This window comes from Actinoplanes sp. ATCC 53533 (genome assembly GCF_003947245.1).
In genome coordinates this window covers 56,950-80,732 of record NZ_QHHV01000104.1, presented here as the reverse complement: position 1 = coordinate 80,732, position 23,783 = coordinate 56,950, and the positions used below count along the sequence as shown (strand labels likewise).

At 71.6% G+C, this 23,783-nt stretch carries 24 protein-coding genes; 8 read left to right on the top strand and 16 right to left on the bottom strand.

The genetic code is table 11. From position 1 onward, the window contains the following. The first annotated feature begins 8 nt into the window (after window positions 1-8). Together DMB66_RS30875 and DMB66_RS30870 are read left to right on the top strand one after the other, a co-directional pair. Complete coding sequence (locus DMB66_RS30875; protein WP_125807632.1) at window positions 9-938, top strand: DMT family transporter; 930 nt, start codon at window positions 9-11, stop codon at window positions 936-938. Between the two features lie 14 nt (window positions 939-952). Then, complete coding sequence (locus tag DMB66_RS30870; RefSeq protein ID WP_125807631.1) at window positions 953-1,756, top strand: trans-aconitate 2-methyltransferase; 804 nt, start codon at window positions 953-955, stop codon at window positions 1,754-1,756. Window positions 1,757-1,897: 141 nt separating this feature from the next. Here DMB66_RS30870 and DMB66_RS30865 read toward each other — a convergent pair whose 3' ends face one another. The 3 genes from DMB66_RS30865 to DMB66_RS30855 all read right to left on the bottom strand — a co-directional run bounded on the left by DMB66_RS30865 (window position 1,898) and on the right by DMB66_RS30855 (window position 5,971). After that, window positions 1,898-2,110: a hypothetical protein gene (locus DMB66_RS30865; RefSeq protein ID WP_125807630.1), complete on the bottom strand. Its 213-nt coding sequence runs from the start codon at window positions 2,108-2,110 to the stop codon at window positions 1,898-1,900. Window positions 2,111-2,409: 299 nt separating this feature from the next. Further along, the gene (locus DMB66_RS30860) at window positions 2,410-4,113 is read right to left on the bottom strand and encodes a VWA domain-containing protein (RefSeq protein ID WP_125807629.1); all 1,704 of its coding nucleotides are present in this window, start codon (window positions 4,111-4,113) and stop codon (window positions 2,410-2,412) included. A gap of 298 nt (window positions 4,114-4,411) precedes the next feature. Further along, the gene (locus DMB66_RS30855; RefSeq protein ID WP_125807628.1) at window positions 4,412-5,971 is read right to left on the bottom strand and encodes a methyl-accepting chemotaxis protein; all 1,560 of its coding nucleotides are present in this window, start codon (window positions 5,969-5,971) and stop codon (window positions 4,412-4,414) included. A 253-nt stretch (window positions 5,972-6,224) separates the two neighbouring features. Between DMB66_RS30855 and DMB66_RS30850 the strand changes: the two genes are divergently transcribed. Continuing rightward, window positions 6,225-6,971, top strand: a complete 747-nt coding sequence (locus tag DMB66_RS30850) for an FHA domain-containing protein (protein ID WP_158647420.1) — start codon at window positions 6,225-6,227, stop codon at window positions 6,969-6,971. 13 nt (window positions 6,972-6,984) lie between these two features. Further along, entirely contained in the window at window positions 6,985-7,377 is a 393-nt protein-coding gene (locus DMB66_RS30845; RefSeq protein ID WP_125807626.1) for a hypothetical protein, read from the top strand. Between the two features lie 43 nt (window positions 7,378-7,420). Here DMB66_RS30845 and DMB66_RS30840 read toward each other — a convergent pair whose 3' ends face one another. The 5 genes from DMB66_RS30840 to DMB66_RS30820 are packed head-to-tail and all read right to left on the bottom strand — an operon-like array spanning window position 7,421 to window position 10,134. Continuing rightward, window positions 7,421-8,143 (bottom strand): hypothetical protein, encoded by a 723-nt coding sequence (locus tag DMB66_RS30840; RefSeq protein WP_125807625.1) that lies wholly within the window; start codon window positions 8,141-8,143, stop codon window positions 7,421-7,423. Next, a complete protein-coding gene (locus DMB66_RS30835; protein WP_125807624.1) occupies window positions 8,133-8,660 on the bottom strand; it encodes a hypothetical protein in 528 nt (175 codons plus the stop codon). The genes DMB66_RS30840 and DMB66_RS30835 overlap by 11 nt, the downstream gene beginning before the upstream one ends. Before the next feature lie 11 nt (window positions 8,661-8,671). Further along, a complete protein-coding gene (locus tag DMB66_RS30830) occupies window positions 8,672-9,373 on the bottom strand; it encodes a WXG100 family type VII secretion target (RefSeq protein WP_125807623.1) in 702 nt (233 codons plus the stop codon). Window positions 9,374-9,379: 6 nt separating this feature from the next. Beyond that, a complete protein-coding gene (locus DMB66_RS30825; RefSeq protein WP_125807622.1) occupies window positions 9,380-9,700 on the bottom strand; it encodes a type VII secretion target in 321 nt (106 codons plus the stop codon). Beyond that, window positions 9,697-10,134: a YbaB/EbfC family nucleoid-associated protein gene (locus tag DMB66_RS30820; protein ID WP_125807621.1), complete on the bottom strand. Its 438-nt coding sequence runs from the start codon at window positions 10,132-10,134 to the stop codon at window positions 9,697-9,699. The genes DMB66_RS30825 and DMB66_RS30820 overlap by 4 nt, the downstream gene beginning before the upstream one ends. 227 nt (window positions 10,135-10,361) lie before the next feature. Here DMB66_RS30820 and chvE point away from each other — a divergent pair, with 227 nt between their 5' ends. After that, window positions 10,362-11,426 (top strand): multiple monosaccharide ABC transporter substrate-binding protein, encoded by a 1,065-nt coding sequence (gene chvE, locus DMB66_RS30815; protein WP_125807620.1) that lies wholly within the window; start codon window positions 10,362-10,364, stop codon window positions 11,424-11,426. Continuing rightward, entirely contained in the window at window positions 11,426-13,084 is a 1,659-nt protein-coding gene (locus DMB66_RS30810) for a methyl-accepting chemotaxis protein (RefSeq protein ID WP_233624961.1), read from the top strand. Before chvE ends, DMB66_RS30810 begins: the two co-directional genes overlap by 1 nt. A gap of 79 nt (window positions 13,085-13,163) precedes the next feature. On the opposite strand, the gene DMB66_RS30805 is transcribed toward DMB66_RS30810, so the two are convergent. From DMB66_RS30805 to DMB66_RS30790, 4 genes are read right to left on the bottom strand one after another with little or no spacing between them, the layout of a single operon-like run. Continuing rightward, window positions 13,164-14,495 carry an extracellular solute-binding protein gene (locus DMB66_RS30805; RefSeq protein WP_125807619.1) on the bottom strand — a complete coding sequence of 444 codons (1,332 nt, stop codon included), beginning with the start codon at window positions 14,493-14,495 and terminating at the stop codon, window positions 13,164-13,166. 35 nt (window positions 14,496-14,530) lie between these two features. Further along, entirely contained in the window at window positions 14,531-15,391 is an 861-nt protein-coding gene (locus DMB66_RS30800; RefSeq protein WP_233624960.1) for a carbohydrate ABC transporter permease, read from the bottom strand. After that, window positions 15,388-16,317, bottom strand: a complete 930-nt coding sequence (locus DMB66_RS30795; protein ID WP_125807618.1) for a carbohydrate ABC transporter permease — start codon at window positions 16,315-16,317, stop codon at window positions 15,388-15,390. The genes DMB66_RS30800 and DMB66_RS30795 overlap by 4 nt, the downstream gene beginning before the upstream one ends. Then, window positions 16,314-18,305 carry a beta-galactosidase gene (locus DMB66_RS30790; RefSeq protein ID WP_125807617.1) on the bottom strand — a complete coding sequence of 664 codons (1,992 nt, stop codon included), beginning with the start codon at window positions 18,303-18,305 and terminating at the stop codon, window positions 16,314-16,316. Before DMB66_RS30790 ends, DMB66_RS30795 begins: the two co-directional genes overlap by 4 nt. A 139-nt stretch (window positions 18,306-18,444) precedes the next feature. Between DMB66_RS30790 and DMB66_RS30785 the strand changes: the two genes are divergently transcribed. After that, window positions 18,445-19,464 (top strand): LacI family DNA-binding transcriptional regulator, encoded by a 1,020-nt coding sequence (locus DMB66_RS30785; protein WP_233624959.1) that lies wholly within the window; start codon window positions 18,445-18,447, stop codon window positions 19,462-19,464. Window positions 19,465-19,551: 87 nt separating this feature from the next. On the opposite strand, the gene DMB66_RS30780 is transcribed toward DMB66_RS30785, so the two are convergent. After that, complete coding sequence (locus DMB66_RS30780) at window positions 19,552-20,439, bottom strand: AbfB domain-containing protein (RefSeq protein ID WP_158647419.1); 888 nt, start codon at window positions 20,437-20,439, stop codon at window positions 19,552-19,554. A gap of 261 nt (window positions 20,440-20,700) precedes the next feature. Here DMB66_RS30780 and DMB66_RS30775 point away from each other — a divergent pair, with 261 nt between their 5' ends. Further along, the gene (locus DMB66_RS30775) at window positions 20,701-21,738 is read left to right on the top strand and encodes a hypothetical protein (protein WP_125807614.1); all 1,038 of its coding nucleotides are present in this window, start codon (window positions 20,701-20,703) and stop codon (window positions 21,736-21,738) included. Window positions 21,739-21,828: 90 nt separating this feature from the next. Here DMB66_RS30775 and DMB66_RS30770 read toward each other — a convergent pair whose 3' ends face one another. The 3 genes from DMB66_RS30770 to DMB66_RS30760 all read right to left on the bottom strand — a co-directional run bounded on the left by DMB66_RS30770 (window position 21,829) and on the right by DMB66_RS30760 (window position 23,630). Beyond that, window positions 21,829-22,089: a chaplin gene (locus DMB66_RS30770; RefSeq protein WP_199752705.1), complete on the bottom strand. Its 261-nt coding sequence runs from the start codon at window positions 22,087-22,089 to the stop codon at window positions 21,829-21,831. A 251-nt stretch (window positions 22,090-22,340) separates the two neighbouring features. Beyond that, on the bottom strand, window positions 22,341-22,589 hold the full coding sequence (locus DMB66_RS30765; protein ID WP_125807613.1) for a hypothetical protein: 249 nt from the start codon (window positions 22,587-22,589) through the stop codon (window positions 22,341-22,343). 168 nt (window positions 22,590-22,757) lie between these two features. Then, the gene (locus DMB66_RS30760) at window positions 22,758-23,630 is read right to left on the bottom strand and encodes a helix-turn-helix transcriptional regulator (RefSeq protein WP_125807612.1); all 873 of its coding nucleotides are present in this window, start codon (window positions 23,628-23,630) and stop codon (window positions 22,758-22,760) included. Window positions 23,631-23,783 lie beyond the last annotated feature (153 nt).

Here is a 23,783-nt window from a genome sequence, read left to right as displayed (position 1 = left end):
TTGGACGCATGACCACCGCCACCCGCAGCCGTTCCGCCACCCTGCCCCTGCTCGCCACCGCCGTCACGATGATCCTCTGGGCGTCGGCCTTCATCGTGATCCGCTCGGTCGGCGATCACTACAGCCCAGGCCCGCTGGCCCTGGGCCGGCTGGCCGCCGGCTCGGTGGCGCTGAGCCTGGTCGCGGCCCTGCGACCCCGGCGGATCCCGCGCGGCCGCCCGCTCCTGCTGGTCATCGGGTACGGCGTGCTGTGGTTCGGCATCTACGCGGTGGCGCTGAACGCGGCCGAGCACCACCTCGACGCGGGCACGACCGCCCTGGTGGTCAACGTCGGCCCGATCCTGATCGCCGTGCTGGCCGGTGTCTACCTCAAGGAGGGCTTTCCCCGCGGTCTCGTCACCGGCCTGGTGATCGCCTTCTCCGGTGTCGTCACGATCGCGATCGCCACCTCCACCGGCCGGCACGACGCGGCCGGCGTGCTGCTGGCCCTGGCCGCCGCGGCCCTCTACGCCGTCGGGGTCCTGCTGCAGAAGCAGGCGCTGCGCGACGTGGACCCGTTCACCGCGACGTGGCTCGGCTGCCTGGCCGGCACGGTCGCCTGCCTGCCCTTCGCGCCGGGACTGCTGACCGAACTCCGCGACGCGCCGGGCAGCGCCACGCTGAGCGTCGTCTACCTGGGCGTGTTCCCCACCGCGATCGCGTTCGCGACCTGGGCGTACGCCCTCAAGCGGATGAGCGCGGGCGGCCTGAGCTCGTCGTCCTACGTGGTCCCGGGCATCGCGGTGGTGCTGTCCTGGCTGCTGCTCGGCGAGGTGCCCGCCCCGCTGGCGTTCGCCGGCGGCGCGCTCTGCCTGCTCGGCGTCGCCGTGACCCGGCTGCCACCCTCGGCACTATTGCACATTCTTGGCAACAAGTCTGGACCCGGGGACCGGATGTAAGTAGCGTGACAGGCATGACTCATTACCTCGCCGAGGTGGCGGACGCATTTCAGGAAAGCTGGGACCGGCAGCAGGAGGCCTACCTGCCGGACCGGGAACACCGGATCGCGACCATGCTCGACGCCGTCGAGGCGGTCACGCCGGACGGCCGGCCGCGGCTGCTCGACCTGGCCGGCGGCACCGGCTCGATCTCCCTGCGCGCCCTCGCCCGGTTCCCGGGCGCGCGGGTCACCGTGGTCGACCAGGACCCGGTGCTGCTGGCCCTGGCCGAGGCGTCACTCAACGGGGATCCGGCTAGCCCGGTCGAGGGCGATGGCGGGGTGGTCGGACGGGAGATCGTCGCCGCGGATCTGGGCCGGCCGTCCTGGACGGAGGCGCTGCCGCACCGCGACTATGACGCCGTGCTGACCGCGACGGCGCTGCACTGGCTGGCGCCGGAGCGGCTCGCCGTGCTCTACGGCGAGATCCGCCAGGTGTTGCGCGCCGGTGGGGTCTTCGCCAACGCCGACCACATGCCCGACGAAGGGCTGCCGGAGCTGACGAAGCAGCTCCTCGGCAAGGCGAACGCCCGCCGCGAGGCCCGCTACGCGGCGGGGGCGGCGCTGTCGTGGCGCGACTGGTGGGCGCGCGTCGCGGCCGACCCGCGGCTGGCGCCGCTGCACGCCGAGCGCGAGAAGATCTATCCTGCCGAGCACGGCAGCGCGGAGTGGACCCCGCCGGCCGGCTGGCACCTGGCGGCGCTGCGGACGGCGGGCTTCACCGAGACCGGGCTGCTCTGGCGCGGCGGCGCTGACGCCACCGTCGCCGCCATCGCCTGACCCCGCCGGCCCGGCTGCGGCTCGTGCGGAGTCAGACGCTCTCGTGCGGAGCCAGGCGCTGCGGCCGGCGGCGGCCTCGCGTGGGGTCAGACGCTCTCGTGCGGAGCCAGGCGCTGCGGCCGGCGGCGGCCTCGCGTGGGGTCAGCCGCTGCGGCGGTTGCCGTACTGGCGGGGGCTCTGCACCGAACCGCGGCCGACCGGCTGCTGGCCCTTGCTGAAGACCTCGCCACCGCCGCCGGAGCCCTTCTTGCCCTTCGCCCGGCGCTCGGCCCGGTTGGCGAAGACCTCGGCCTCGGGCTCCTGCGCGGCGGACTCACCGGCGGTGGCGTCGGAACCGGCACTCGACTCGGACATCGTGACTCCCTGAGCTGACGGCTGCCGCGTGGATCGTCACCGACCCGGGCGACGCGACGGCCCGACCGCCAAACGGTATCGCAGCGGCTCGCGGCACCGGCGGCCGATCCTCCGCGACCGGGCGAATCGGGCTCGTGGCACGCACTGGCCTGGGTATTCCGCCGCGGTTCGGCTCAGCCGGCGTCGCCCGGCCGGATGCTGTGCGATCCGCGATCCGCGATCCGCGATCCGCGATCCGCGATCCGCGATCCGCACGCCGGAGCAGGCGCTGTCGCGGCGTCCCCCGCCCGGGGTGGGCCTCAGCGCGGGGTCGTCGTCCGCAGCGAGAGCGCCTCGAGGAAGACCGCGCCGATCTGGGCCGGGTCTTCGGCGATGAACACGCCGCCACCGGTCTCCCGGGTGATCCGCTCCAGCGGGGTCCGGTCCACCGCGTCGCCGACCCCGACGATGATCACCTGGACCGGCTTGTCCGCGCTCTTGGCCGCGCCGAGCTTGGCAAGCAGCTCCTCCAGCTTGATGTCGCCGGACTGCCGCCCGGCCCCCACGCCGTCGGTCATCAGCAGCACGGAGTTGACCCGGCCGGCCTGCCAGCCGTCCTGCACCTCGCGGTAGCCGTCCAGGATCGTGCGGTAGAGCCCCGCGTCGCCGCCGGCGGGCTGGATGCCGCCGAGCGCACCGGCCACGTCGTCGCGCTTGTCGGTCAGCGGGCCGATCGGCACGAGCTCGCGGTGATCCGAGCCGGACCCGGCGAAGAGCCAGAGCCCGACCTGCCAGTCGTCGCTGAACAGGCCCAGGCCGCCGCGGGCCGCCGCGAGGGTCAGCTGCATCCGGGTGGCGTTGCGGGCGGTCGGCACCGGCGTGCGCATGCTGGCCGAGGCGTCGACGATGGCCAGGATCCGGGCCGGGGCCACGACCGCCGACCAGCCGGCCAGCGCCCGGTCGATGGTCGCGCCGTCGGCCGTCGCGGCGGCCGCCTCACCGCTGCCGGCGGCTTGGGCCGGCCCGAAGCGCTTGGGCGCTCCGGCGGGCGCGGTGAAGCCCGCGGGGGCGGTGCCGTCCGGCGCGCGGATGCCCGCCTGGGCGAGCCGGCCCCGGAAACCCGCACCGGCGCTCAGCGCGGCATAGAGCTGGTGGGCCGCCTCCGCCTGGGCCTGGCCGAGGTCGGGCATGACCGCGAACGGGTAGTTCAGCGGGACCGCCGCGGGCTCGAGGTAGAGCGCGGCCAGGCCGACCGGCGGCCGGGTGGCGTTGTAGGTGACGACGTCGCTCTCCGACATGGCGGCGAGTCCGAGCCCGGCGGCCAGCGAGTTGTCGTCCTTGTCCTGCGGCAGCTGGGCCATCAGGTCGTCGCGCAGCACCGAGGTGTCGGTCGCCAGCGTCCGCAGCAGGCCGTTGGTGGTGCCCGGCCGGCGCTGATCCAGCGTGGCCGCGGTGGCGCCCAGCGCGAGCAGGCCGGAGAGCGCGGCGGCGTCGCGGGCCGGGTCAACGGTGCCGGCCCGGAAGTTCGTGCTGGTGGTGATCTGCGCGATCAGGTCGGCGTAGCTGAGCTTCCTGCGCGGCCAGCCGAGCTCCTTGGCGACCGGCTCCGGCATCGCCATGACCACCGGGCTCAGCGCGAGCGAGCCCTCCTCGGTGAAGGCGAACTCCGGCGCGGCCGAGCGCAGGCGCTGCAGCCAGGTGCGAGCGTCGGGAACCCAGACGTCCGGCGCGGTCACGCCCGCGCGCGGCGCACCGGCGCCGGCGAGCGAGACCTTCTGCTCGGCGCTGAGCACCGCGGCCACGTCGGCCGGGTCGACGGCGCGCACGTCGACCGCCACGCAGGCTCCGCCGACCGTGGCCGAGCCGCCGACCCACTCCGCGGCCGACTGCTGCACGGCGGCGGCGATCTGGGGCGCGGCCGCCACGGACAACCGCACCTGCCCGTCGCACTCACCGCCGCCGAGCTGGCTCACGCCGACCCGCACGCCGGTCACCACCGCGACCACGGCGAGCGTAGCCAGCACTGCTGTACCTGCGCGAAGTCGCGAACGTCGTCGATGGCGGCCAGTCACGTGGCCCATCATCGGCGAGAACACCTGCCGCCGCTAGGCCCTGGATGGCACGGATATGGCCGGGACCATCCGCATAAGGGGCCAAGCCGGCCCGGAGAATGCGGCCTGCGGGCCTTATGCCGCTTATGCCGGGGCGAACGGGTAGCAACAGGACACTCGACCATGATCCGTACGATCACCGCCAGGCCGCCCACCAGCCACCCGCCCGGGCCGGCCGGGCATCCCGGGGCCGGCGCGCCGTTCTGCCGATTCAGACTCGGTACGCCGCGACCGTCGACTGGAGCTCGACGGCCATCCTGGCCAGGTCCTGGGCGGTCGCCTGGGTCTGGGTGGCGCCGGCGGCGGTGGAGTTCGCCGCCTGCGCGACGCCGTCGATGGTGGCCGCGATGGTGGTCGCGCCGGCGGCGGCGTCGTTGATGTTGCGCGACATCTCGCTGGTGGTGGCGGTCTGCTCCTCGACGGCCGCGGCGATGGTCGAGGTGTAGTCGTTGATCCGCGAGGTGACCGCGGTGATCTCGGCGATCGCGGCGACGGCCTGCCCGGTCTCGTCCTGGATGGTGGCGATCCGCCGGGAGATGTCCTCGGTGGCCTTGGCGGTCTCCTGGGCCAGGTCCTTGACCTCGGTGGCGACCACGGCGAAGCCCTTGCCGGCATCGCCGGCCCGGGCCGCCTCGATCGTGGCGTTGAGCGCGAGCAGGTTGGTCTGCTCGGCGATCGAGGTGATCAGCTTCACGACGCTGCCGATCTCGGTCGACGACTGGCCGAGCCGCGCGACGATCTCGTTGGTGTGGGTGGCGGTCCGCGTGGCACCGGCGGAGACGCTGGCCGCCTCGCTGGCGTTACCGGCGATCTCCCGGATCGACGCGCCCATCTCCTCCGAGCTCGCGGCCACGGTCTGCACGTTGCGGGAGACCTCGGCCGCCGACCCGGCCACGCTGCCGGCCTGCGCGGAGGTCTCCTCCGCGGTCGAGGACATCTCGACGGAGACGCTGGACAACTCCTCCGAGGCCGCCGCGACGTGCTGCGCGTTGTCGCCGACCCGGCGAACCATGCCGGCGATCGCCTCGGTGGAGGCGTCCAGCGCCTGGGCCAACTGGGCGACCTCGTCCCGGCCGGCCAGGCCGGTGCGCCCGGTGAGGTCGCCGTCGCGGATCCGCTGCAGGATCGCCACGCAGCGGGCCAGCGGCCGGGTGATCAGCCGGGCGATGCCGACAGCGGCGGCCACGCCGAGCGCGACGCCCAGGACGATCAGCGTCATCACCAGGGTCCGGGCGGCGCCGTAGGTATCCTGCGCCGCGGCCTTCCGTTCCTCCGCCTTGACCACGGTCTGCGCGACGAGAGTGTTCATCGCCTCGCGCATCACCTCGATCAGAGGCCCGGTCTCGGCCTCGCGGACCGCGGCGATCTCGGCGTGCTTGCCGGCGCGGCTCAACGGCAGCAGCCGATCGGTCAGAATGCTCAGGTACTCCGCCCACGCCTTGTCGAACTCGGCCAGCGCGGCGACGCGGATCGGGCCGAGGCTGAACTGCTTGTAGGCTTCCTCCGCCTGGGCCAGGGCCCGCTCGTCGTCGGCCACGGCCTGTTCCTTGGCTGTCATGACGGCACTGTCGGTGGCCAGGAAGTGCTCGAGGGCGTCCGTACGGGTCCGGTTGAAGGCGTTGCGCAGCTCCCCGAGCGTCTTCAACTGCAGGCTGCCGTCGTAGACCACCGCGGTGCTGGTGTTGACCGCCGCCATCTTCGTCACCGCGAACATCGCCACGCCGGAACCGATCACCGCGACCAGCAACACCGCCAGCAGAATCTTCGTCATCACCGTCCGGTCCTTGATCAATCCCGACACCGATTCCACGACGACCCCCGGTCACAACAAGAGAAATGACGGTCTACCCCTGACATGATCGTCGCCCCCGCCGGGTCCGCAGCGCGGATAAATGCAGCATCATCGATTCCCTGATCAACGTGCGGGAAACGGTGGCGCATTTCCGACAGCGGGCGGTCACGAATGGCATCGAACTCACCGCCGGGCAGCCGCACAATATGGTTCTCGGCGAGAGGAGACGCTGATGGCCGATCTCGTGCTCGACATCGCGATACCCGGCACGCCCTCGTTCCGGGTCCCGTTGCACGCCGGCACCACGCCGGTGGTCGTCGGCCGCTCCGGCGGTTCCGACCTCGTCCTGCCATCGCCGTACGTGAGCCGCCGCCACGCGCGGCTCGGCGCGGGCGACGGATCCTGGTGGGTCGAGGACGCCGGCTCCTCGGCCGGCCTGCTGCTCAACGGCGATCTCGTCACCCGGCGCCGCCCGCTGCACGGCGGGGATCGGCTGCACCTCGGGGACGTCGACATTGTCATCTCGCTGCCGCCGGACGAGGACGGAAACCCCCCGCGGGGCCGGTCGTCCGACTATCACATTCACGAGCAGCGGGCCGGCACCATCAACATGGTCGACGGCGTCCAGTACAACCAGGTCATCCAGCAGCGGGAGAGCTTCGCCCGGGAGATAGCGGCCACCCGCAGCAAGGCGACGGCCCTGGTGGTCCTCGGCTTTCTCATGCTGTGCGGCGGATCCGTCGTCTTCATGGTGCCGTTGCTGGACCTCATGAATGACTTCGGTTCGGTGTCGCCACAGGAGACCATCACCTCCGGCAATTTCTACGGCCCCAAGGTCGGCGGCGTTTCCGTCGGGCTCATCGGGTTCGCGATCGCCTTCATAGGACAGTTCGTGCTGATCGCCGGCATCGTGCTGCACATCGTCGCGGCGGCGCGGCGCCGAAAGCTGAATCAAATGCCGAAACCGGAAAGCTATTAGGAAGGGCACGCGCATGGGCTTCCAGGTCGGAAACCAGCACGCCCACACCATCAACATGGTCGAGGGCCAGCAGACCAACATCACCGGTACGCACGCGAACGTCACGATCGCCCAGCAGGTGCGGCCCGAGCTCAGCCAACTGCGAGCGGTGCTCGACCGGCTGAGCGACCTGCCGCCGGCAGCCTCGACGGCGGCGGCGCGGGAACTCGACGGCGCCGAGGTGGCGGTGGCGGGGCCGGAACCGGACCGGCAGGAGTTCGCGGAACGGCTGAGCCGCCTCACCACCATCCTGGTCCGGGCCGGCGCGCTGGCAACCGCCGGTCAATCGCTGAGCGTCCCGTTGATCGAGCTGGCTCACAAGCTCGGCAACCTGGGTCAACCGATCCTGCGAGCCCTGGGAGCGTGACACGCATCAGCCCCGGATCAGGTCGTTGGTGGCCGCGCAGTTGTCACGGCGGTGAGCCGGTGAGGTGACCGGCTTCCTCCAGCACGCGGACGGCGTCGTCGTAGCGGTGGAACCTGGCGTCGCTTCGTCGGCCCTGCTCCGCGAGGGTGAGGGCGATGCCCCGTACCCCGGGAAGAGCGCCGGCGATCTCCCCCACGTTGTCCGGGGTGAAGTCGAGCCCGACGACGAGCGGGCGTTCGCGGCCCAGCTCGTTCAGGTCCGCGATCTGGAATTCCTCCTCGTACTCCGGCGCCCGGTCGCGCAGGAACGCCCACGATTCGCGATATTCCGGCAGGACGTCCGCGTGGAACAGCACCGCGTTCAGGTCCGGCACATCGGCGTAGGCGCTGAAGATCCAGCCGGGATCGTCGTCGTGCGCGATCTCGATCGCGCCGTACACGATGCCGACGCCGGCGTCGCTCAGCGCGGCCCGGACGTCGGCCGGTGGGATCGCTCCGGTGATCGGCTGCACCATCCCCGCGCGGGTGGCCGCGACGGTGCGCAGGACCCCGCCGGGATCCCTGCCGAGCTCCATCGCCGTGACGAGCGTCGCCCGTCGCAGGGCTCCGCCGATCACCGCGGCCTGCTCGACGGTCACCGTCCGGTCGTCGGAGAACCGTGCGTCCGCGGTCAGCGAGACCCCGACCAGGTCCGCGCCGAGCGCTTCGAGGCGGGCGGCTTCCGTCGCCGACCGCACCCGGTCCACCTTGATCAGCCTATTCGTCATAGCGCACTACGTTCCCGCCCAGCTCTTCAGCGCCCCGGAAGTCCCGGGGGATGACCCAGGTCTTGCCGGCCGTATTCGTCGAGATCTTCCAGTATGGCGAGCCCTCGGGCGTGTGCCGGCCACCGCCCGGGTGCACCTGGATGTTGGTGATCTCGGGGTGGTTCTGGATCCGTACCTGTACGGCATTGCCGGACGTGCCCTTCTTCCGGCTCTGCTCGACCGTCGCCGGATACCCGGCGGCGGTGAACTGGTCGGCGATGTCCTGCGCGGACCGCCCGGACACCGACCTCGGGTCGGCGGTGATGTTGTCGACGAACGACTGCGCCGACGCCGGCGTGGCCGGTTCGTCGGAGGACCGGGTGCGGCCGGCGCCGCCGCCCGGCCGGCCCTGCTGCGCCTCGGTCGACACCGCTTGCTGAGCGGCGGCGACGCTCTCGGGGCCGCCGGGTGGCCGGCCCGGCCGGCCGCCGGCCGGTGCGCCGTCGTCGCCGTCTCCGCCCCGCCCGCCTCGTGCCACCCCCGCGCCGCCTATCCGTTCAGCAGGCGGGTGAGGTTGGTCAGGCTCGAGATCAGCGCGGTCGTGTAGCTCAGGATCCGGCCGGCCCATTTGACCACCGCCGCGGTGATCTGCGCGGCGATCACCGGGATGGTCACCACGAAGATCGCTTCCGCCGCCCAGACGATCACCCGGGCCACCAGGTCGGCGATCAGGTCGCGCACGATTTCCCGGGTGAAGCGCACCAGGTTGCCGGCGGCCTCGGTGGCCGCCGCCATCGCCGCGGCGACCGCGCTCAGTCCGCCGACGGCGGCCACGTTGTGGCCCATCATGGCCGTGTACGCCGCGGCCGCCCGGCCCTGCCAGTCGGGCAGGTCACCGGCGAGGTGCGAGCCCAGGTCGGCAGCCATGGCGCCGAGCTCGGTGGCGATGTTGTGCCAGGTGGCGGCGTGCGCCGCGATCACGTCGGGCAGGCCGGCCAGCTCGTCGAGCACCCGCTGGAGCGGTTCGAAGTATTCCATCGCCCAGCCCAGACCGTTGGCCAGCAGCGCGCTGAACGGGTCGATGGCGGTCGCGACGACCTCGGTGCCGAACGCCGCCCCGGCGAGCAGGTCGTCGACCCATCCGTCGCTCTCGATCGCCGCGACCAGGCCCTGGAAGTTCTCGGCCAGGGACACCCCGGTCCACGGCTGGCGGGTCGCGACGACGCCGGCGATCAGCGGGTTGTCAGCCATCGCGGGTCACTGTCCCGGCCGTCCGCCGGCCTTGCGGACCGCGTCGGCGGCGCCGGCGTCGGTCTCCTCGTACGCCCTGGCGACCTCGGCGAGCGCGTCGGCCGCGAGCGAGAGGCTCTCCTCGACGTAGGCGACCAGGTCGTCCTGGCGCTGGTGCCGCCCCTGAAGGATCGGCGGCAGCCAACTGCAGAGCAGACCGTACGCCGAGTCGGCCTGCGCGATGGCGGCGCTCGCGGATCTGACCGCGCCGAACCGGGCGCGCACCGCCTCGAGGTTGGCGATGTGCCGGTGCAGCTGGGCCGCGTCGACCGTGAACTCGTCGGTCATCGCGACCGCCCGTCCTGCTCGCCGGTCTCGGTGCCGCCGCCGGCGCCGCTCAGCCGCTCGCCGACCCGGGCCGCGATCGCCCGGGCGGCCGCCGACTCGGTGCCGAGGGTCTCCGCGATGATCTCCCTGGCCCGCCCGGCGAGCTGCCGCCGGGCGTCCCGGACCGTGCTCATGATCGCCTGGGCGACCCGTTCGGGCCCGGCCTGCTGGATCCGCCCGCTGAGCCGGATGTCCACCAGTGCGCCCTGGGCGTCGACGGTGACCTCGACCATGCCGGTCTCGTCGGCGGCGGTGACCCGCAGCTCGCCCAGCCGGTCGCTCATCGCCCCGGTGTCGGTGGCCAGCTGGTCGATCCGGCCCTTCCAGGCCGCCAGCCGGTCGAGCGCGGCGCCCGGTTCCAGCAGGGGATCGTCGTCGCCCGTGCCGTCGCGCATACCCCCACCGTCCCCGTGATGACCAGTGTCGATGGGCCATCGTAGCGATCCGGCACCACGGCGGGGCAAGGCCGCGTATCCGCGAAAATCAGCTTATAGAGCGGTACGGCGGGCATAGGCTGCTCGTGGTTCTCGCCGGTACAGGTCGCCGCCGAGATGATCACCGACGTGCCGGGCCGACGCCCGGCCGGTTGACGCTGGGGGGACGCGTGTCCATGTCACGCGCGATGAAATGGCCGGTAGCCGTCGCCGTGGTGGTGCTGGCGGTCGCCGGCTGCGGCGGTGGCGCGGACGTCAGCATCGCCTCGCCCGACCGCGGTGGGGTCGGCATCGTGATGCCGACGACGAAGTCCGAGCGCTGGATCGCCGACGGCGAGAACCTGGCCCGGCAGTTCACCCTGCTCGGCTACCGCCCCGACGTGCAGTTCGCGGACGACGACGTCAAGGCCCAGATCAGCCAGATCGAGGCGATGGTCGCGCGGGGTGACAAGGCGCTGGTGGTCGCCGCCATCGACGGCACCGCGCTCAAGGACGTGCTGGGCCGGGCCGCGGCCGCGAAGATTCCGGTGATCGCCTACGACCGGCTGATCCGCGACAGCGGCGACATCAGCTACTACGCGACCTTCGACAACTTCAAGGTGGGGGTGCTGCAGGCCACCTCGATCGTCAACGGTCTCAAGGGCAAGGGCCCGTTCAACCTCGAGCTGTTCGCCGGCTCCGCGGACGACAACAACGCCACCTTCTTCTTCAACGGCGCGATGAGTGTGCTCCAGCCGCAGATCAACGCCGGCCGGCTGAAGGTCCGGAGCGGGGAGACGGCCTTCGCGAAGGTCGCCACCCTGCGCTGGGACGGCGCGGTCGCCAAGAAGCGGATGGCCCGGCTGCTGGCCGGGACGTACTCCTCCGCGCGGGTCGACGCCGTGCTCTCGCCGTACGACGGGCTCAGCCGCGGCATCCTCGAGGCGCTCAAGGCCGCGGGTTACGGCGCCGCGAAGCGGTTGCCGCTGATCACCGGCCAGGACGCCGAACTCGACTCCGTCAAGCTGATCGCGGCCGGGCAGCAGGCCGAGACGGTCTACAAGGACACCCGGGAACTGGCGAAGGTCGCGGTGCAGATGACCAACTCGCTGCTGACCGGCGGCCGCCCGGAGGTCAACGACACCAAGCAGTACGACAACGGCGTCAAGGTGGTCCCCACCTTCCTCCTGCAGCCGGTGAACGTCGACAAGTCCAACTATCAGCGCGTCCTTGTCGACAGCGGCTACTACACCGCCGCCGAGGTCACCGGCTGATGCCGCCGACCGTCCAGGCCGCCGACCACGAGGAGATCGCACCGATGACCAGCGCCCCTGCCGGCACCCGCGCGGCGTCGCATCCCGCCCTGCGGTGGTTCCTCGACCTCTCCGTACGGGTGAAGCTCACGGTGCTGGTCGCGGCCAGCCTGGTCGCGCTGGCCAGTTGCCTGGTGGTCACGGTGGTCAACAACCGGACCGCCGAGTCGGCCGCCACCGACCTGCGGAGTCTCAACGCGGCGAGCGCGCTCGTGCTGCAACTCGACCGGGTCGCCAGCGAGCTGAAGGTCAACGGCCTGCAGGCGGTCATCCGCGCCGATCCCCAGGCCCAGGCCGCGCTGCTCACCGATCAGGTCGACAGCGCGAACGAACTGCTGGCCGCGCTCGAAGCGGTGTCCCTGCCGGGTGGCCTCGCCGCCGCGGTGGAGCGGATCAAGACCGTGGCGGCCGACTACACCGCGACGTTGACCCGCTTCGTCGCCGGCGCCGGGGTCGATCCGGCGGGCGCCCGGCTCTCCTGGGAGCAGATCGGCGTCGACAACTACCTGATCAGCGCGGTACTCGCCAACGAGCGGGCGCTGTTCCTCGACACCGTCGAGCGCGCCGAGCGGGCCGCCGCGGCGAGCCGAGATCGCGCCGAGCGCATCCTGTGGGTCGTCGTCGCCCTGGCCGCCCTGGTCGTGTGCCTGCTGGCCTACGTCGTGGTGCAGTCGATCACCAGGCCGCTGCTGCGGGTCCGGACCGCGCTGCGGGCGATGGCCGACGGCGACCTCACCGTCGGCGCGGCGGTGACCGGCAAGGACGAGGTCGCCCAGATGGCGGCCGCCCTCGACCAGGCGCAGAGCAACATGCGCCGGGTGGTCTCGTCGGTCGCCGGCTCCGCGAACTCGGTCGCCGCCGCCGCCGAGCAGATGTCCGCGACCTCGAGCACCATGGCCAACTCCGCGGAGCGGTCCGCCGGCCAGGCGCAGTCGGTGTCCCAGGCCGCCGCCGGCGTCTCCGAGAACGTGTCGAGCGTGGCCAAGGGCACCCAGGAGATGGGCCTGTCGATTCGCGAGATCGCGCAGAACGCCACCCTCGCGGCCGAGGTCGCCGGCAAGGCGGTCGCCGTCGCGGAGGCCACCACGGCTCAGGTCGGCAAGCTCGGCGAGTCCTCCGTCGAGATCGGCAACGTGATCAAGGTGATCACCGCGATCGCCGAGCAGACCAACCTGCTGGCGCTCAACGCCACCATCGAGGCCGCCCGGGCGGGCGAGTCGGGCAAGGGCTTCGCGGTGGTCGCCTCCGAGGTCAAGGACCTCGCCCAGGAGACGGCCCGGGCTACCGACGACATCGCCCGCCGGGTCCAGGCGATCCAGACCGACACCACCGGCGCGGTCACCGCGATCGGCGAGATCAGCTCGGTCATCGCGGAGATCAACGACTACCAGGCCACGATCGCCAGCGCGGTGGAGGAACAGACCGCCACCACCGAGGAGATGAGCCGCAGCGTGGCGGCCGCGGCGGCCGGCGCCGGCGACATCGCCACGAACATCACCGGGCTGGCCGACGCCACCCGGGTCAGCACCGAGGGCATCGGGCAGTCCCGGCAGGCGGTCGTCGAGCTCAGCGGCATGGCCCACCACCTCCAGTCGCTGGTCAGCCACTTCCGGTACTGACCGGCGGCGGCGCGACGACCGCGGGCCGCGGGCGTCCAGCACGAGGCTGGTGCCCACGGCCCGCGGCCGGATCAGCGGGTCATTCCTTGACCGGGATGGCCTGCGACTTGAGCGTCTGGATCGTCGAGGCCTGCGCCGCGGTGAGGGCGTCGTTGAGGCTGCCCTTGCCGGAGACGGCGGCCTTGAAACCGTCGGAGGCGTTGGCGTAGGTCGCGGTCATCGTCGGTCCCCAGGTGAAGTCCGGCGAGACCTGGGCGGAGGCCTCGGCGAAGACGTCGTAGATCTTCTGGTCGCCGTAGAACGCGACGCCCTTGCCCAGGGCCGGCAGCGCCGCGCCGGTCTTGGTGGCCGGGTACAGGTTGGCCTTGGCGTTGAGCAGCGTCAGCGCCTCCTCGGAGGTGTTCAGCCAGAGCGCGAACTGCGCGGCCTCGTAGGGGTGCTTCGAGCCCTTGAAGACCGCGGTGGACGAACCGCCCCAGTTACCGGCCGACTTCTCGCCCGCGGCCCACTGCGGCATCGGGGCGACCCGCCACTTGCCCGCCGTCTTCGGCGCGCCGGTGGAGATGGAGTTGGCTCCCCAGACCGCGGAGATCCAGGTCCAGGCCGCGCCGGTGTTGTAGGCGTTGTCCCACTCGGCGGACCACGGCGGCACGGTCGAGACCAGCTTCTTGTCGAGCAGGCCCTGCCAGTAGTCGGCGACCTTCTTGGTGCCCGCGTCGTCCATGCTCACTGTCCACTGGTTCCCGTCGTTCTTGAACCACCGGCCGCCGGCCTGCCAGGAGAACCCGGCGAACTGGCTGATGTCGCTCTGCGAGAAGTTGGTGATGTAGCCGCCGGCCGTCTTGACCTTCGCGGCCGCCGCGGCGTACTCGTCCCAGGTCGTCGGTACCGGAATGCCGGCCTTTTCGAACAGGTCGGCCCGGTAGAACAGCGCCATCGGGCCGGTGTCCTGCGGCACGCCGTACGCGTGGCCGGCCTCGCCGAAGCTGACCTGGTTCCAGGTCCAGTCGACGAACTGGTCCTTGGCCTTGGCCACGATGTCACAGCCGCCGATGTCGACCAGGCCGTCCTGGACCCGGAAGCTGGGCAGCGCGTCGTACTCGATGTGGCCCAGGTCCGGCGGGTTGCCTGCCTTGAGCTGGTTGAAGAAGTTCTGGTACGTACCGCCGTTGCCGTTCGGCCCGGTCTGGACCTTGACCTGGATGTTCGGGTTCTTGTCGTTCCAGACCTTGACCACGTCCTCGACACCCGGGATCCAGGTGGTGTAGGTCAGCGTCACCGGACCCGAGGACGGGACGCACGACGAGGCGGCGGCGGTGGTCGTGTCGGCGTCGTCGCCCCCGGAAGAGCAGGCGGCGAGCAACAGGGTCGAGGTCAGCAGCACGCTGGCCGACCGCAGGGAAATGCGCATGGCGATTCCTTTTGGATGGGCGGGTTGGGGTGGGCTTACTTGACTGCTCCGGCGCCGATACCGCTGCGCCAGAACCGTTGCAGGAAGAGGAAGGCGACCACCATCGGGGCGATCGACAGCAGCGCGCCGACGATCACCAGGCCGCGCAGCTCGGGCGTCTGGTTGACCTGGGTATTCCAGGAGTAGAGGCCGAGCGTGACCGGGAAGAGCCGCTCGTTGCCGAGCATGATCAGCGGCAGCAGGAAGTTGTTCCAGACCGCCACGAAGTGGAAGAGGAAGATCGTCACCAGGGCCGGGAACATCAGCCGGATCGAGACGGTGAAGAAGCTGCGGACCTCCCCGGAGCCGTCGAGGCGGGCCGCCTCCAGCAACTCGTCGGGGACGCTCGCGGTGGCGTAGATCCGGGCCAGGTAGACGCCGAACGGGTTGACCAGGCTGGGCAGGAACACCGACCAGAAGGTGTTCGTCGCCTCCATCTTGCTGAAGATCAGGAACAGCGGCAGGGCGAGGGCGGTGGCCGGCACCAGCACGCCGCCGAGCACCACGTTGAACAGGGTCTCCCGGCCGGGGAACCGGTATTTGGCCAGCGCGTAGCCGCACATCGCGGCCAGCAGCGTGCCGAGCAGGGCGGACCCGCCGGTGTAGAGGACGCTGTTGAGCATCCAGCGCAGGAACACGCCGTCGCGGTAGGCGACCAGCTCGCGGATGTTGGCGCCGAGGTTGAAGTCGGAGAACCAGAGCGGGTTGGTGCCGACGAACTGCGCGCGGCTCTTGGACGCGCCGACGAACAGCCACCAGATCGGCACCAGGAAGTAGAAGGTGCAGACCCCCATGATGATCATCGCTGCGGTGCGGGAGAGCAGGCTCTCCCGGACCTTGACCGCCGGGGCGCTCACCGCTCGCCCCGGCGCTGGGTGACCTTGAGGAAGGTGAAGGACAGCGCGAACGTGGCCAGCGCCAGCACCACCGAGAACGCCGCCGCCAGGTTGAAGTTCGGCACCGACGACGTGGAGTAGACGGTGAGGTTCGGCGTGTACGTGCTCGACACCGCCGAGCTGAAGCTGCGGAACACCTGCGGTTCGGCGAGCAGTTGCAGCGTACCGATGATCGAGAAGACGGTGGTCAGCACGATCGCCGGCATGACCAGCGGGATCTTCACCGACCAGGCGATGCGGAACTGCCCCGCGCCGTCCAGCCGGGCCGCCTCGTAGATCTCCGTGGGGATCGACAGCAGCGACGAATAGATGATCAGCATGTTGTAGCCGACGTACACCCAGGTCACGACGTTGGCCATGGCCCAGAGCACGAGGTCGGCGCTGAGGAAGTCGATGTTGCTGGTGAGCGCGGTGAACGGCGACAGGTTCGGCGAGTAGAGGAAGCCCCACATGATCGCGGCGACCACGCCCGGCACCGCGTACGGGACGAAGAACGCGAGCCGGAAGAACGGCCGCCCCTTGACCAGGCCGGAGTCGAGCAACAGCGCCAGCAGCAGGGCCAGGCCCAGCATCACCGGCACCTGCACGGCACCGAACGCCAGCACCCGCCCGACGGAGGTCCAGAACGGTCCGTCGGTGAAGACCCGCTCGTACTGCGCGAGTCCGCCGAAGACCTCCCGGGCCGGGCCGAAGGTGCCGGTGCGCTCGACGGTGTAGAGCGACTGCACCACGGCGTACCCGATCGGGATCAGGTAGAAGAGGGCGAAGAGCACCCCGAAGGGCACCACGAAGATCAGTACGGCCCCGATGTGCCCGGCCTTGGCCGGGCGCTTGCGCCCGGCCGGCGGCGGGGCCACCCGGGCGGTTTCCATCTCGGTCACTGTCATGCGACCGGTTCCTCTCTGATGACGCGTACGGAGCCGGCGCCGACCTTGAGCATTCCGGGTACGGCTTCCCCGGTGATCAGGTCGTGTCCGGTGACGGGGTGTGCGATGTCCTGCTTGCCGTGGTTGATCACGAAGAGGTAACTGCGGTCGGCGCCGGCGCGGCGGACGACCTCGACCGAGCCGTCGCTCTCCGGCCCGGTGCCGCGGATCCCGGCCGCCCGGGTGGCGGCCCGCAGCAGATCCCGCAGGTCATCGTCATCCAGCGCGGTTGCGACGTACCACGAAGTGCCCTCGCCGTAGCTGTTTCGGGTGACAGCCGGCACCCCCGGCAGGGGCCCGTCGGCGTAGCTGTCGACGATCTCGGCGGTCGTCGCCCGCAGGTGCTCGGTCCAGAGGGTCGCCGTCGCTCCCCCGGCCAGGGTGACCCGCCGGCCGGGTGGCAGCGGGAAGAACTCCTCGGCGACGACGCCGAGCATCTCGCGGAACGCGCCGGGGTAGCCGCCGAGCCGGACCCGGTCGGCGACGTCGACGATGCCGCTGTAGAAGGTCACCACGGCGTGCCCGCCGCCGGCGACGTAGTCGTTGATCAGGGCCGCGTCCTCGTCCGACACCATGTGCAGGCAGGGCACGATCGCCAGCCGGTATCCGCTCAGGTCGGTGCCGGGGGCCACCACGTCGGCGGTCACCCCGAGCCGGCGGGCCGCCCGGTACGCCGCGTGCACCTGGTCCAGGTACCGCACGTCCTGCGACGGGCGGGCCTCGGTGTCGGTGGCCCACCACGACTCCCAGCTGAACAGGATGGCGATGTCGGCCCGTACGGTCGTGCCGGCCACCTCGGCCAGCGCGTCCAGGGTCGAGGACAGCTCCAGCACCTCGCGCCAGCCGACCGTGTCGGTGCCGGCGTGCGGCACCAGGGCCGAGTGGAACTTCTCCGCGCCCTGCGCGGAGGCCCGCCACTGGAAGAAGCAGATGGAGTCGGCGCCGCGGGCCACGTGGGTCAGCGAGTTGCGCAGCATCTGCCCGGGCACCTTGGCCAGGTTGTACGGCTGCCAGTTGACCGCGCCGGTGGACTGCTCCATCAGCATCCACGGCCGGCCGCCGGCCAGCCCGCGGGTGAGGTCGGCGGCGAAGGACAGCTCCGCGTCCGGATCGCCGAGCCGGTTGTCGAGGTAGTGGTCGTTGGCGATGACGTCCATCTCCGGCGCCCAGCTCCAGTAGTCCAGGGCGCGGATGTGGGCGGTGACCATGAAGTTGGTGGTGACCGGCGCGGTGGTGTGCCGCCGCAGCACCTCGGCCTCGGCGCGGTAGTGGCCGAGCAGTTCGTCGGAGCTGAACCGCTGGAAGTCCACCAGTTGCCCGGGGTTGCGCAGCGACAGCGCGAGCCGCGGCGGCAGGATCTCGGCCCAGTCGGAGTAGCGCTGGCTCCAGAAGGAGGTGCCCCACGCCTTGTTGAGCGCGTCGATGCTGCCGTAGCGGCGGAGCAGCCAGGCCCGGAACGCCCCGGCGCTGGCCTCGTCGTAGCAGAGCGCGTTGTGGCAGCCCAGCTCGTTGGAGACGTGCCAGAGGGCGACCGCCGGGTGGTCGCCGTACCGGATGGCCACCTGCTCGACCAGGGCCAGGGCGCGCTCGCGGAAGACCGGCGAGCTGGGGCACCAGGCCTGGCGCCCGCCCGGGGACCGGGTGGTGCCGTCGGCGGCCTCGGGCAGGATCTCCGGGTGCAGCGTGGTGAGCCAGGGCGGCGGTGACGAGGTGCCGGTGCCCAGGTTGACCCGGATGCCGTTGTCGTGCAGCAGCCCGATGATGCTGTCCAGGGTGCCGAAGTCGTATTCGCCGGGGCGGGGCTCGATGCTCGACCAGCCGAAGATGTTGACGGCCACCAGATCGACGCCGGCCTGGCGCATCAGCGCGACGTCCTCGGCCCAGACGCTCGGCGACCACTGCTCGAAGTTGTAGTCGCAACCGAGGCTGATGCCCGGTAGATCTGCCATCGGATCCCCTCGCCGTCCGCACCGTATGTGCACGTGCACACATTGCGCCGCGCGAACGGAACCGTGTCGAATGTGTGAACGTGCACACACTAAACACGGCCCTCCCGCCAGGTCAATAGCCCGGATCTACACTGCTCACGTGGCCCTGCCGAACAAACCGAGACGCGCGACGGTCCACGACGTCGCCGCGGCGTCCGGGATCTCGCGTGGCACGGTCAGCCGCGTCCTGAACGGCGGCTATGTCTCCGCCGAGGCCCGTGCCGCCATCGAGGCCGCGATCGCCGAGGTCGGGTACGTGCCGAACACCGCCGCCCGCAACCTGGTGATGCGCCGCTCGCAGGCGGTCGGCTTCCTGGCGCTGGAGCCGCACTCGCTGCTGCTGGACGACCCCAACATCGGCGCCATCATGCTCGGCGCCAACGAGGTGCTCTCGGTCGCCGACCACCAGATGGTCAACCTGGTGGTCGACTCGGCCCGCGACACCGAGCGGGTCGCCCGCTACCTCAGCGGCGGCTTCGTCGACGGCGCGATCATCGTGTCGGCCCGGACCCACGACCCGATCACCCGGGTCATCGCCGAGCTCCGGCTGCCCGCCACCTTCGTCGGTCACCCGCCCGACCTGCACCGGAGCATCCCGTTCGTCGGCATAGACAACGTGGGCTCGGCACGCTCGATCACCGAGCGGCTGGCGGCGACCGGGCGCCGGCACATCGCGATGATCGCGGCGGCGCTGGACCGCGACTCGGGCGCCGACCGCCTCACCGGCTTCCGCACGGCGCTCGGCGACCGCTTCGACCCGCGCCTGGTCGCGGAGGTGTCGCTCTACGACTACGCATCCGGGGTCAAGGGCATGCGCGAGCTGCTGGCCCGCGAGCCCCGCATCGACGGGGTCTTCGCCGCCTCCGACGCCGTCGCCGCGGGGGCGCTGGAGGTGCTGCGGGACGCGGGCCGCAGCGCGCCGGCCGACGTCGGCGTCGTCGGATTCGACGACAGCACCTGGGCATTGCGCACCCAGCCACCACTGTCGACGGTGCACCAGCCCGCCCGGGAGATCGGCCGCAACGCCGCGGAGCTGGTGCTGCGGCAGCTGCGCGGCGAGGAGCCCCCACCCGGAAACGTGTTACTGCCGACCCCGATCGTCTGGCGCGAGTCGGCCTGAGCACCCGGCACCCGGCACAGGGCGTGGCGGCCACACGGGCTCAACCACACCGCACGCGGGGGCTCACCGTGGTGAGCCCGCACCGGCTCACAGCGGCGGGCGCGTGACGAAGGCCTTCGCCTTCGCGGCCACCACTTCGTTCAGTGACAACACCGAATTACGCTCGGTCACGTAGCGCCTCTGGTCGCTGCGGCTGCGCAGGACGAAGCCGCCGGTCGCCGCCGGGACCGCGCAGAAGGTCGCTTCGGCGTCGAATCCCTGGTCGCCGCCCCAGCCGCTCGGCCGCTCCAGGCGCAGCTCGAAGCCGCGCGCGCGCAGGAAGTAGCCGGGGTAGTTGGCCGCCTCGAACGACAGGCAGGTCGCGTCGCCGCGGCCCGCCCGTACGGTGAATCGCGAGTCGGCCCGGTCCCCCTCCGGGCTGTCGGCTCCCAGCTGGTCGATCCGGGCGACGAAGTTGCGGTGCCGCAGCCGGCGGCCGGGCTCGCCCACCGGTTCCAGCCCGATCACCGCGCCGATCACCGGCAGGACCACGACCGGCGTGGCGGAAGCCGACGGCGCCGGCCGGCCGGGGCCGGCGGTGCCGGTGCCGGCCGTGCCGCCGGGGCCCGGCAGCGTCTCGCGCACCTTGCTGGTCGGCAGCGGGACGGACCGGCCCGTCGGGCCCTCGGTCGCCGGCGTCCCGCTCGGCGGCACCGTCACGGCCGGCACGGACGGCAGGGCGACGAAGAGGGGCCCCGGCCGCTCCTCCTCGCCGGAGGTGACCGCCATTCCCACCGCGGCCAGCACGCTGACCACCGCGCCGCCGACCAGGACGGTGCGCAGCCGGCCCGGCGAGTAGGCCCGGTGCGCGACCGGGTCGGTGACGACTGCCATCGGGACCCGCGCGGAGACGCGCGGCGCTGGTGCGAAGTACTGGGGCGGTGGTACCCACTCACCGGCCTGCTGGTGGGCAGGCCGGCCATCCTCTTCCGACATCCGGGTCCGTTCACTGAGAGCACGAAAGCTGCGTCGACGCCAAAAGAAGGCGGGTGCAGCAGCAATATTCGGGGCAAAAGCGGCTGCTGGCAAGTGGCAATTCGACATACACCCAGAGTGATCGATCCGAACCGCACTCCCATCCGTAGTCACGAGGGAATCACCACGCGCCGACGACCGCATCGATCCCCGCAGTCGGCGGTGCTTGCACCGAGGGAGCAACGCGCAGTGGACAATCCCGCCCCGGCAGACTCCGACGCAATGTACCGGCGGCCCGCCGCCACCCCGCCACCGACACTGCCGTCGATCTCCGACTACTGGCCGGACGCACCGCAACGGATCGGGCCGCCGGCCGATCACTACACCGACGAGCCCACGGAGGCGGCGGTCGATGCCCTGCTGCGCTCCGGCGAGCGCGCCCGCAGGCCCGTCGTACCGCCGATCCTGCCGCCGCCGCGCCGGCGCCCCCGGCACACGGCCGTCCTGGGTTTCGCCCTGGCCGCCGTGCTGGTGGTCGGGGCCGGCGCCGTCGGGCTGAAGCTGACCATGCAGCGCGATCGAGGGCCGGACACCGCCGCACCGGCGCCCACCGCGCCGCAGTCGAAGGCGCCGGCGGAAGCGGTGCCTGCGGAAGTGGCGCCTGCGGAAGTGGCACCTTCAGCGGAGGCGCCTTCGACCGCGCCGAAGGCGCCGAACGTCATCTCGGCCCCGGCCGGCGACCGCGCCAAGGCCGGCTTCGAACTCGTCAGCAACACCGTGGAGATCGATCTGCGGGCCACCGACCTCGGCGACGACCTGTACCGGATCACGACGCCGGCGAACGGCAGCGTGCTGCCGCGGGTCCGGTCCACGGAGGCGGGCCTGAAGCTCTTCCTCGACACCACCGGAAAGCGCGGCACCGCGGCGGTCACCGTGCTGCTCAACGCGGACGTGCGGTGGAGCATGCTGATCACCGGCGGGGTCAAGACCGGGGTCTTCGACCTCGGCGCGGCCAAGGTGGACGAAGTGGACTTCGCCGGCGGCGCGACCCGGATCGACCTGACGCTGCCGCGGCCGGACGGCACGCTGCCCATCCGGCTGTCGGGCGGGGTGAACCGCTTCGAGGTGTACACCGATCAGGGAGTGCCGGTGCGGGTCCGGACCCGGCGCGGGGCCGGTCAGGTGAAACTCGACGGTCTCACCGACGACGGGGTCGCGCGGGGCGCGTCGTTCCTGTCACCGGACTGGGCCGACAGCGAGAACCGCATCGACCTGGACGCGGTGGCGGGGGTCGGCACGCTGCGGGTGGGCCGCGGCTGAGCGGGCGACACGCCCACCAAGGACACGGGGGTATCGGGGGTGGTAGGTGCCGTCCGTGCACGACGGCCGGCACCTACCGGCGCCGGTAGGTCAGTTGTTGACGCAGCCGGCGTTGCTGTTCGCCAGGCCGAGCACCGCGATGCTGTTGCCGCACACGTTGATCGGAATGTGCACCGGGATGTACGCCTGGTTGCCGTTGAGCAGGCCGAAGTTGCCGCTGCTCGACTGGCTGCCGCCCTGCCCGTGGTCGTGCCAGTCGCCGTGGCCGTGCGCGCTCGCGGGCCCGGCCGAGAAGGCCAGGGCTGCGGTGGCCGCACCCAGAATGAGCGCGAGGCCTCGAACCATCTTCATGACTAACCCTTCTCTTGCGGACAATTACTGCCCTCAAGGTAGCGGGCTTTTTGCGGCTTTTCGCCCATTTTAGGAAAATCCGCCACCATCCAGTGTCGACAGCCGGCCGGCATGGGCGGCGGGACGGCGCGAGGCGGGCGGCAAACGCGAGGGGGCCAGGGCCCCACCAGGCGGGCGGCAAACGCGAGGGAGCCAGGGCCCCACCAGGCGGGCGGCGCGGCGCGGCGACCAGGGCCGCGACGGACGGTCCTTCAGGAGCGGGTGTTGCGCTGCAGGGCGGAAAGCCGCCGGCCGCGCACCAGGGCCTGCCGCCGGCCGATCTCCCGGCCGTCGGGGGTGACCTCGACCCCCTCGACCTCGTACCAGTTCTCACCGTCGCGCTGGATCGGCCGGGTCCAGTCGACCCGGTCGACACGCATGGCGAGCGCACCGGTGCCGTAGCAGTAGTCCGTCTCCGCGAAGTGGCTCACCGGCCGATTCGGGCCACGGTTGGCGTCCATTGCCTCACTCCTAAGCGTCCGGTTGTCATGCACGTGCCCAAGCATCGTCATATGCTCAGCCGTAAGCAAGAGCCGATGCACGTGCATATGCACATGAGACGAAAAGTGGAAGATCCGCCATGACGGCACGCCGTTCGGCCGATATCTGCCGGGTGCCGGCCGCGGCGGTCAGCGGATGATTTCGAGAAGCTTGTCGCCCAGGATGACCGGCGTGCGTTCGGGCGGCTCCGCCTCGATGCAGGCCCGTTCCATGGTCACCGCGTAGTGGTCCACATCCCCCGGTTTGTCCAGGTAGACCGCGCCGGTCAACTGCTCGACGTAGACCACGTCCGGCAACTCCGGCTCCGTGAAACGCAGGATGGTGAACGGGAACGCGGCCGGCGCCGCGGATCCCGGGTGGAACGGGACGATCTGGAGCTGGACGTTGGGCAGCTCCGCGGCCTCCAGCAGCGCCCGCACCTGGGCCCGCATGACGTCGCGGCCGCCGAGCTCGCGGCGCAGCACCGCCTCGTCGAGGACCGCCCAGAACTGCGGCGGGTCCTGCCGGGTGAGCACCCGCTGCCGGCTGCGGCGCAGCTCGATGCGGCGCTCGATCTCCGCGGTGGGCGCGGTGGGATGCTCACGCGCCAGCACGGCGCGGGCATAGTCCGCGGTCTGCAGCAGGTCGGGCACGAACTGCGCCTCGTACGTCCTGATCAGCGACGCCGCCTCCTCCAGGCCCAGATAGGACAGGAACCACGGCGGCACGACCTCGCCGAACTGCCGCCACCAGGCCGGGGCGCTCGCCCGCCGGGCCAGGCCCAGCAGCGCCGCCCGATCCCGCTCGCCGACGCCGTACAGGGTGAGCAGGTCGGCCACGTCGCGCTCCTTGAAGGGCACCCGGCCGAGCTCCATCCGGCTGATCTTCGACTCGGACCCGCGGATCTCCCAGCCGGCCGTCTCGCGGCTGATCCCCCGCGCCTGGCGCAGGCGTCGCAGCCGGACCCCGAGCTGCATGCGCAATGCCGTGGACCCACTGCTGTCCGGACGAACCGAGGTCATGTCACCTCCCCTGCACTCGAGTGCCCACGTGCACGTGCATACAACCGTGCAATGTCGAAGGAAGATGCGCAACCTTCTGCACGATCTTCAATCCGGCCGGGTTCCGGACACCCCCTGCCCCGGACCGCCCCGCCGCTGGTGGTACGCAGAACG

What these genes read in the sequence shown, in the direction of transcription:
- DMB66_RS30830 (WP_125807623.1), bottom strand. Translation starts at nt 9,373, where the DNA reads ATGGCTGACAACCCGCTGATCGCCGGCGTCGTCGCGACCCGCCAGCCG.
- DMB66_RS30820 (WP_125807621.1), bottom strand. Translation starts at nt 10,134, where the DNA reads ATGCGCGACGGCACGGGCGACGACGATCCCCTGCTGGAACCGGGCGCC.
- DMB66_RS30805 (WP_125807619.1), bottom strand. Translation starts at nt 14,495, where the DNA reads ATGCGCATTTCCCTGCGGTCGGCCAGCGTGCTGCTGACCTCGACCCTG.
- DMB66_RS30855 (WP_125807628.1), bottom strand. Translation starts at nt 5,971, where the DNA reads ATGACGAAGATTCTGCTGGCGGTGTTGCTGGTCGCGGTGATCGGTTCC.
- DMB66_RS30765 (WP_125807613.1), bottom strand. Translation starts at nt 22,589, where the DNA reads ATGGACGCCAACCGTGGCCCGAATCGGCCGGTGAGCCACTTCGCGGAG.
- DMB66_RS30775 (WP_125807614.1), top strand. Translation starts at nt 20,701, where the DNA reads ATGTACCGGCGGCCCGCCGCCACCCCGCCACCGACACTGCCGTCGATC.
- DMB66_RS30845 (WP_125807626.1), top strand. Translation starts at nt 6,985, where the DNA reads ATGGGCTTCCAGGTCGGAAACCAGCACGCCCACACCATCAACATGGTC.
- chvE (WP_125807620.1), top strand. Translation starts at nt 10,362, where the DNA reads ATGAAATGGCCGGTAGCCGTCGCCGTGGTGGTGCTGGCGGTCGCCGGC.
- DMB66_RS30770 (WP_199752705.1), bottom strand. Translation starts at nt 22,089, where the DNA reads ATGAAGATGGTTCGAGGCCTCGCGCTCATTCTGGGTGCGGCCACCGCA.
- DMB66_RS30795 (WP_125807618.1), bottom strand. Translation starts at nt 16,317, where the DNA reads ATGACAGTGACCGAGATGGAAACCGCCCGGGTGGCCCCGCCGCCGGCC.
- DMB66_RS30865 (WP_125807630.1), bottom strand. Translation starts at nt 2,110, where the DNA reads ATGTCCGAGTCGAGTGCCGGTTCCGACGCCACCGCCGGTGAGTCCGCC.
- DMB66_RS30790 (WP_125807617.1), bottom strand. Translation starts at nt 18,305, where the DNA reads ATGGCAGATCTACCGGGCATCAGCCTCGGTTGCGACTACAACTTCGAG.
- DMB66_RS30840 (WP_125807625.1), bottom strand. Translation starts at nt 8,143, where the DNA reads ATGACGAATAGGCTGATCAAGGTGGACCGGGTGCGGTCGGCGACGGAA.
- DMB66_RS30760 (WP_125807612.1), bottom strand. Translation starts at nt 23,630, where the DNA reads ATGACCTCGGTTCGTCCGGACAGCAGTGGGTCCACGGCATTGCGCATG.
- DMB66_RS30780 (WP_158647419.1), bottom strand. Translation starts at nt 20,439, where the DNA reads ATGTCGGAAGAGGATGGCCGGCCTGCCCACCAGCAGGCCGGTGAGTGG.
- DMB66_RS30810 (WP_233624961.1), top strand. Translation starts at nt 11,426, where the DNA reads ATGCCGCCGACCGTCCAGGCCGCCGACCACGAGGAGATCGCACCGATG.
- DMB66_RS30875 (WP_125807632.1), top strand. Translation starts at nt 9, where the DNA reads ATGACCACCGCCACCCGCAGCCGTTCCGCCACCCTGCCCCTGCTCGCC.
- DMB66_RS30870 (WP_125807631.1), top strand. Translation starts at nt 953, where the DNA reads ATGACTCATTACCTCGCCGAGGTGGCGGACGCATTTCAGGAAAGCTGG.
- DMB66_RS30850 (WP_158647420.1), top strand. Translation starts at nt 6,225, where the DNA reads ATGGCCGATCTCGTGCTCGACATCGCGATACCCGGCACGCCCTCGTTC.
- DMB66_RS30825 (WP_125807622.1), bottom strand. Translation starts at nt 9,700, where the DNA reads ATGACCGACGAGTTCACGGTCGACGCGGCCCAGCTGCACCGGCACATC.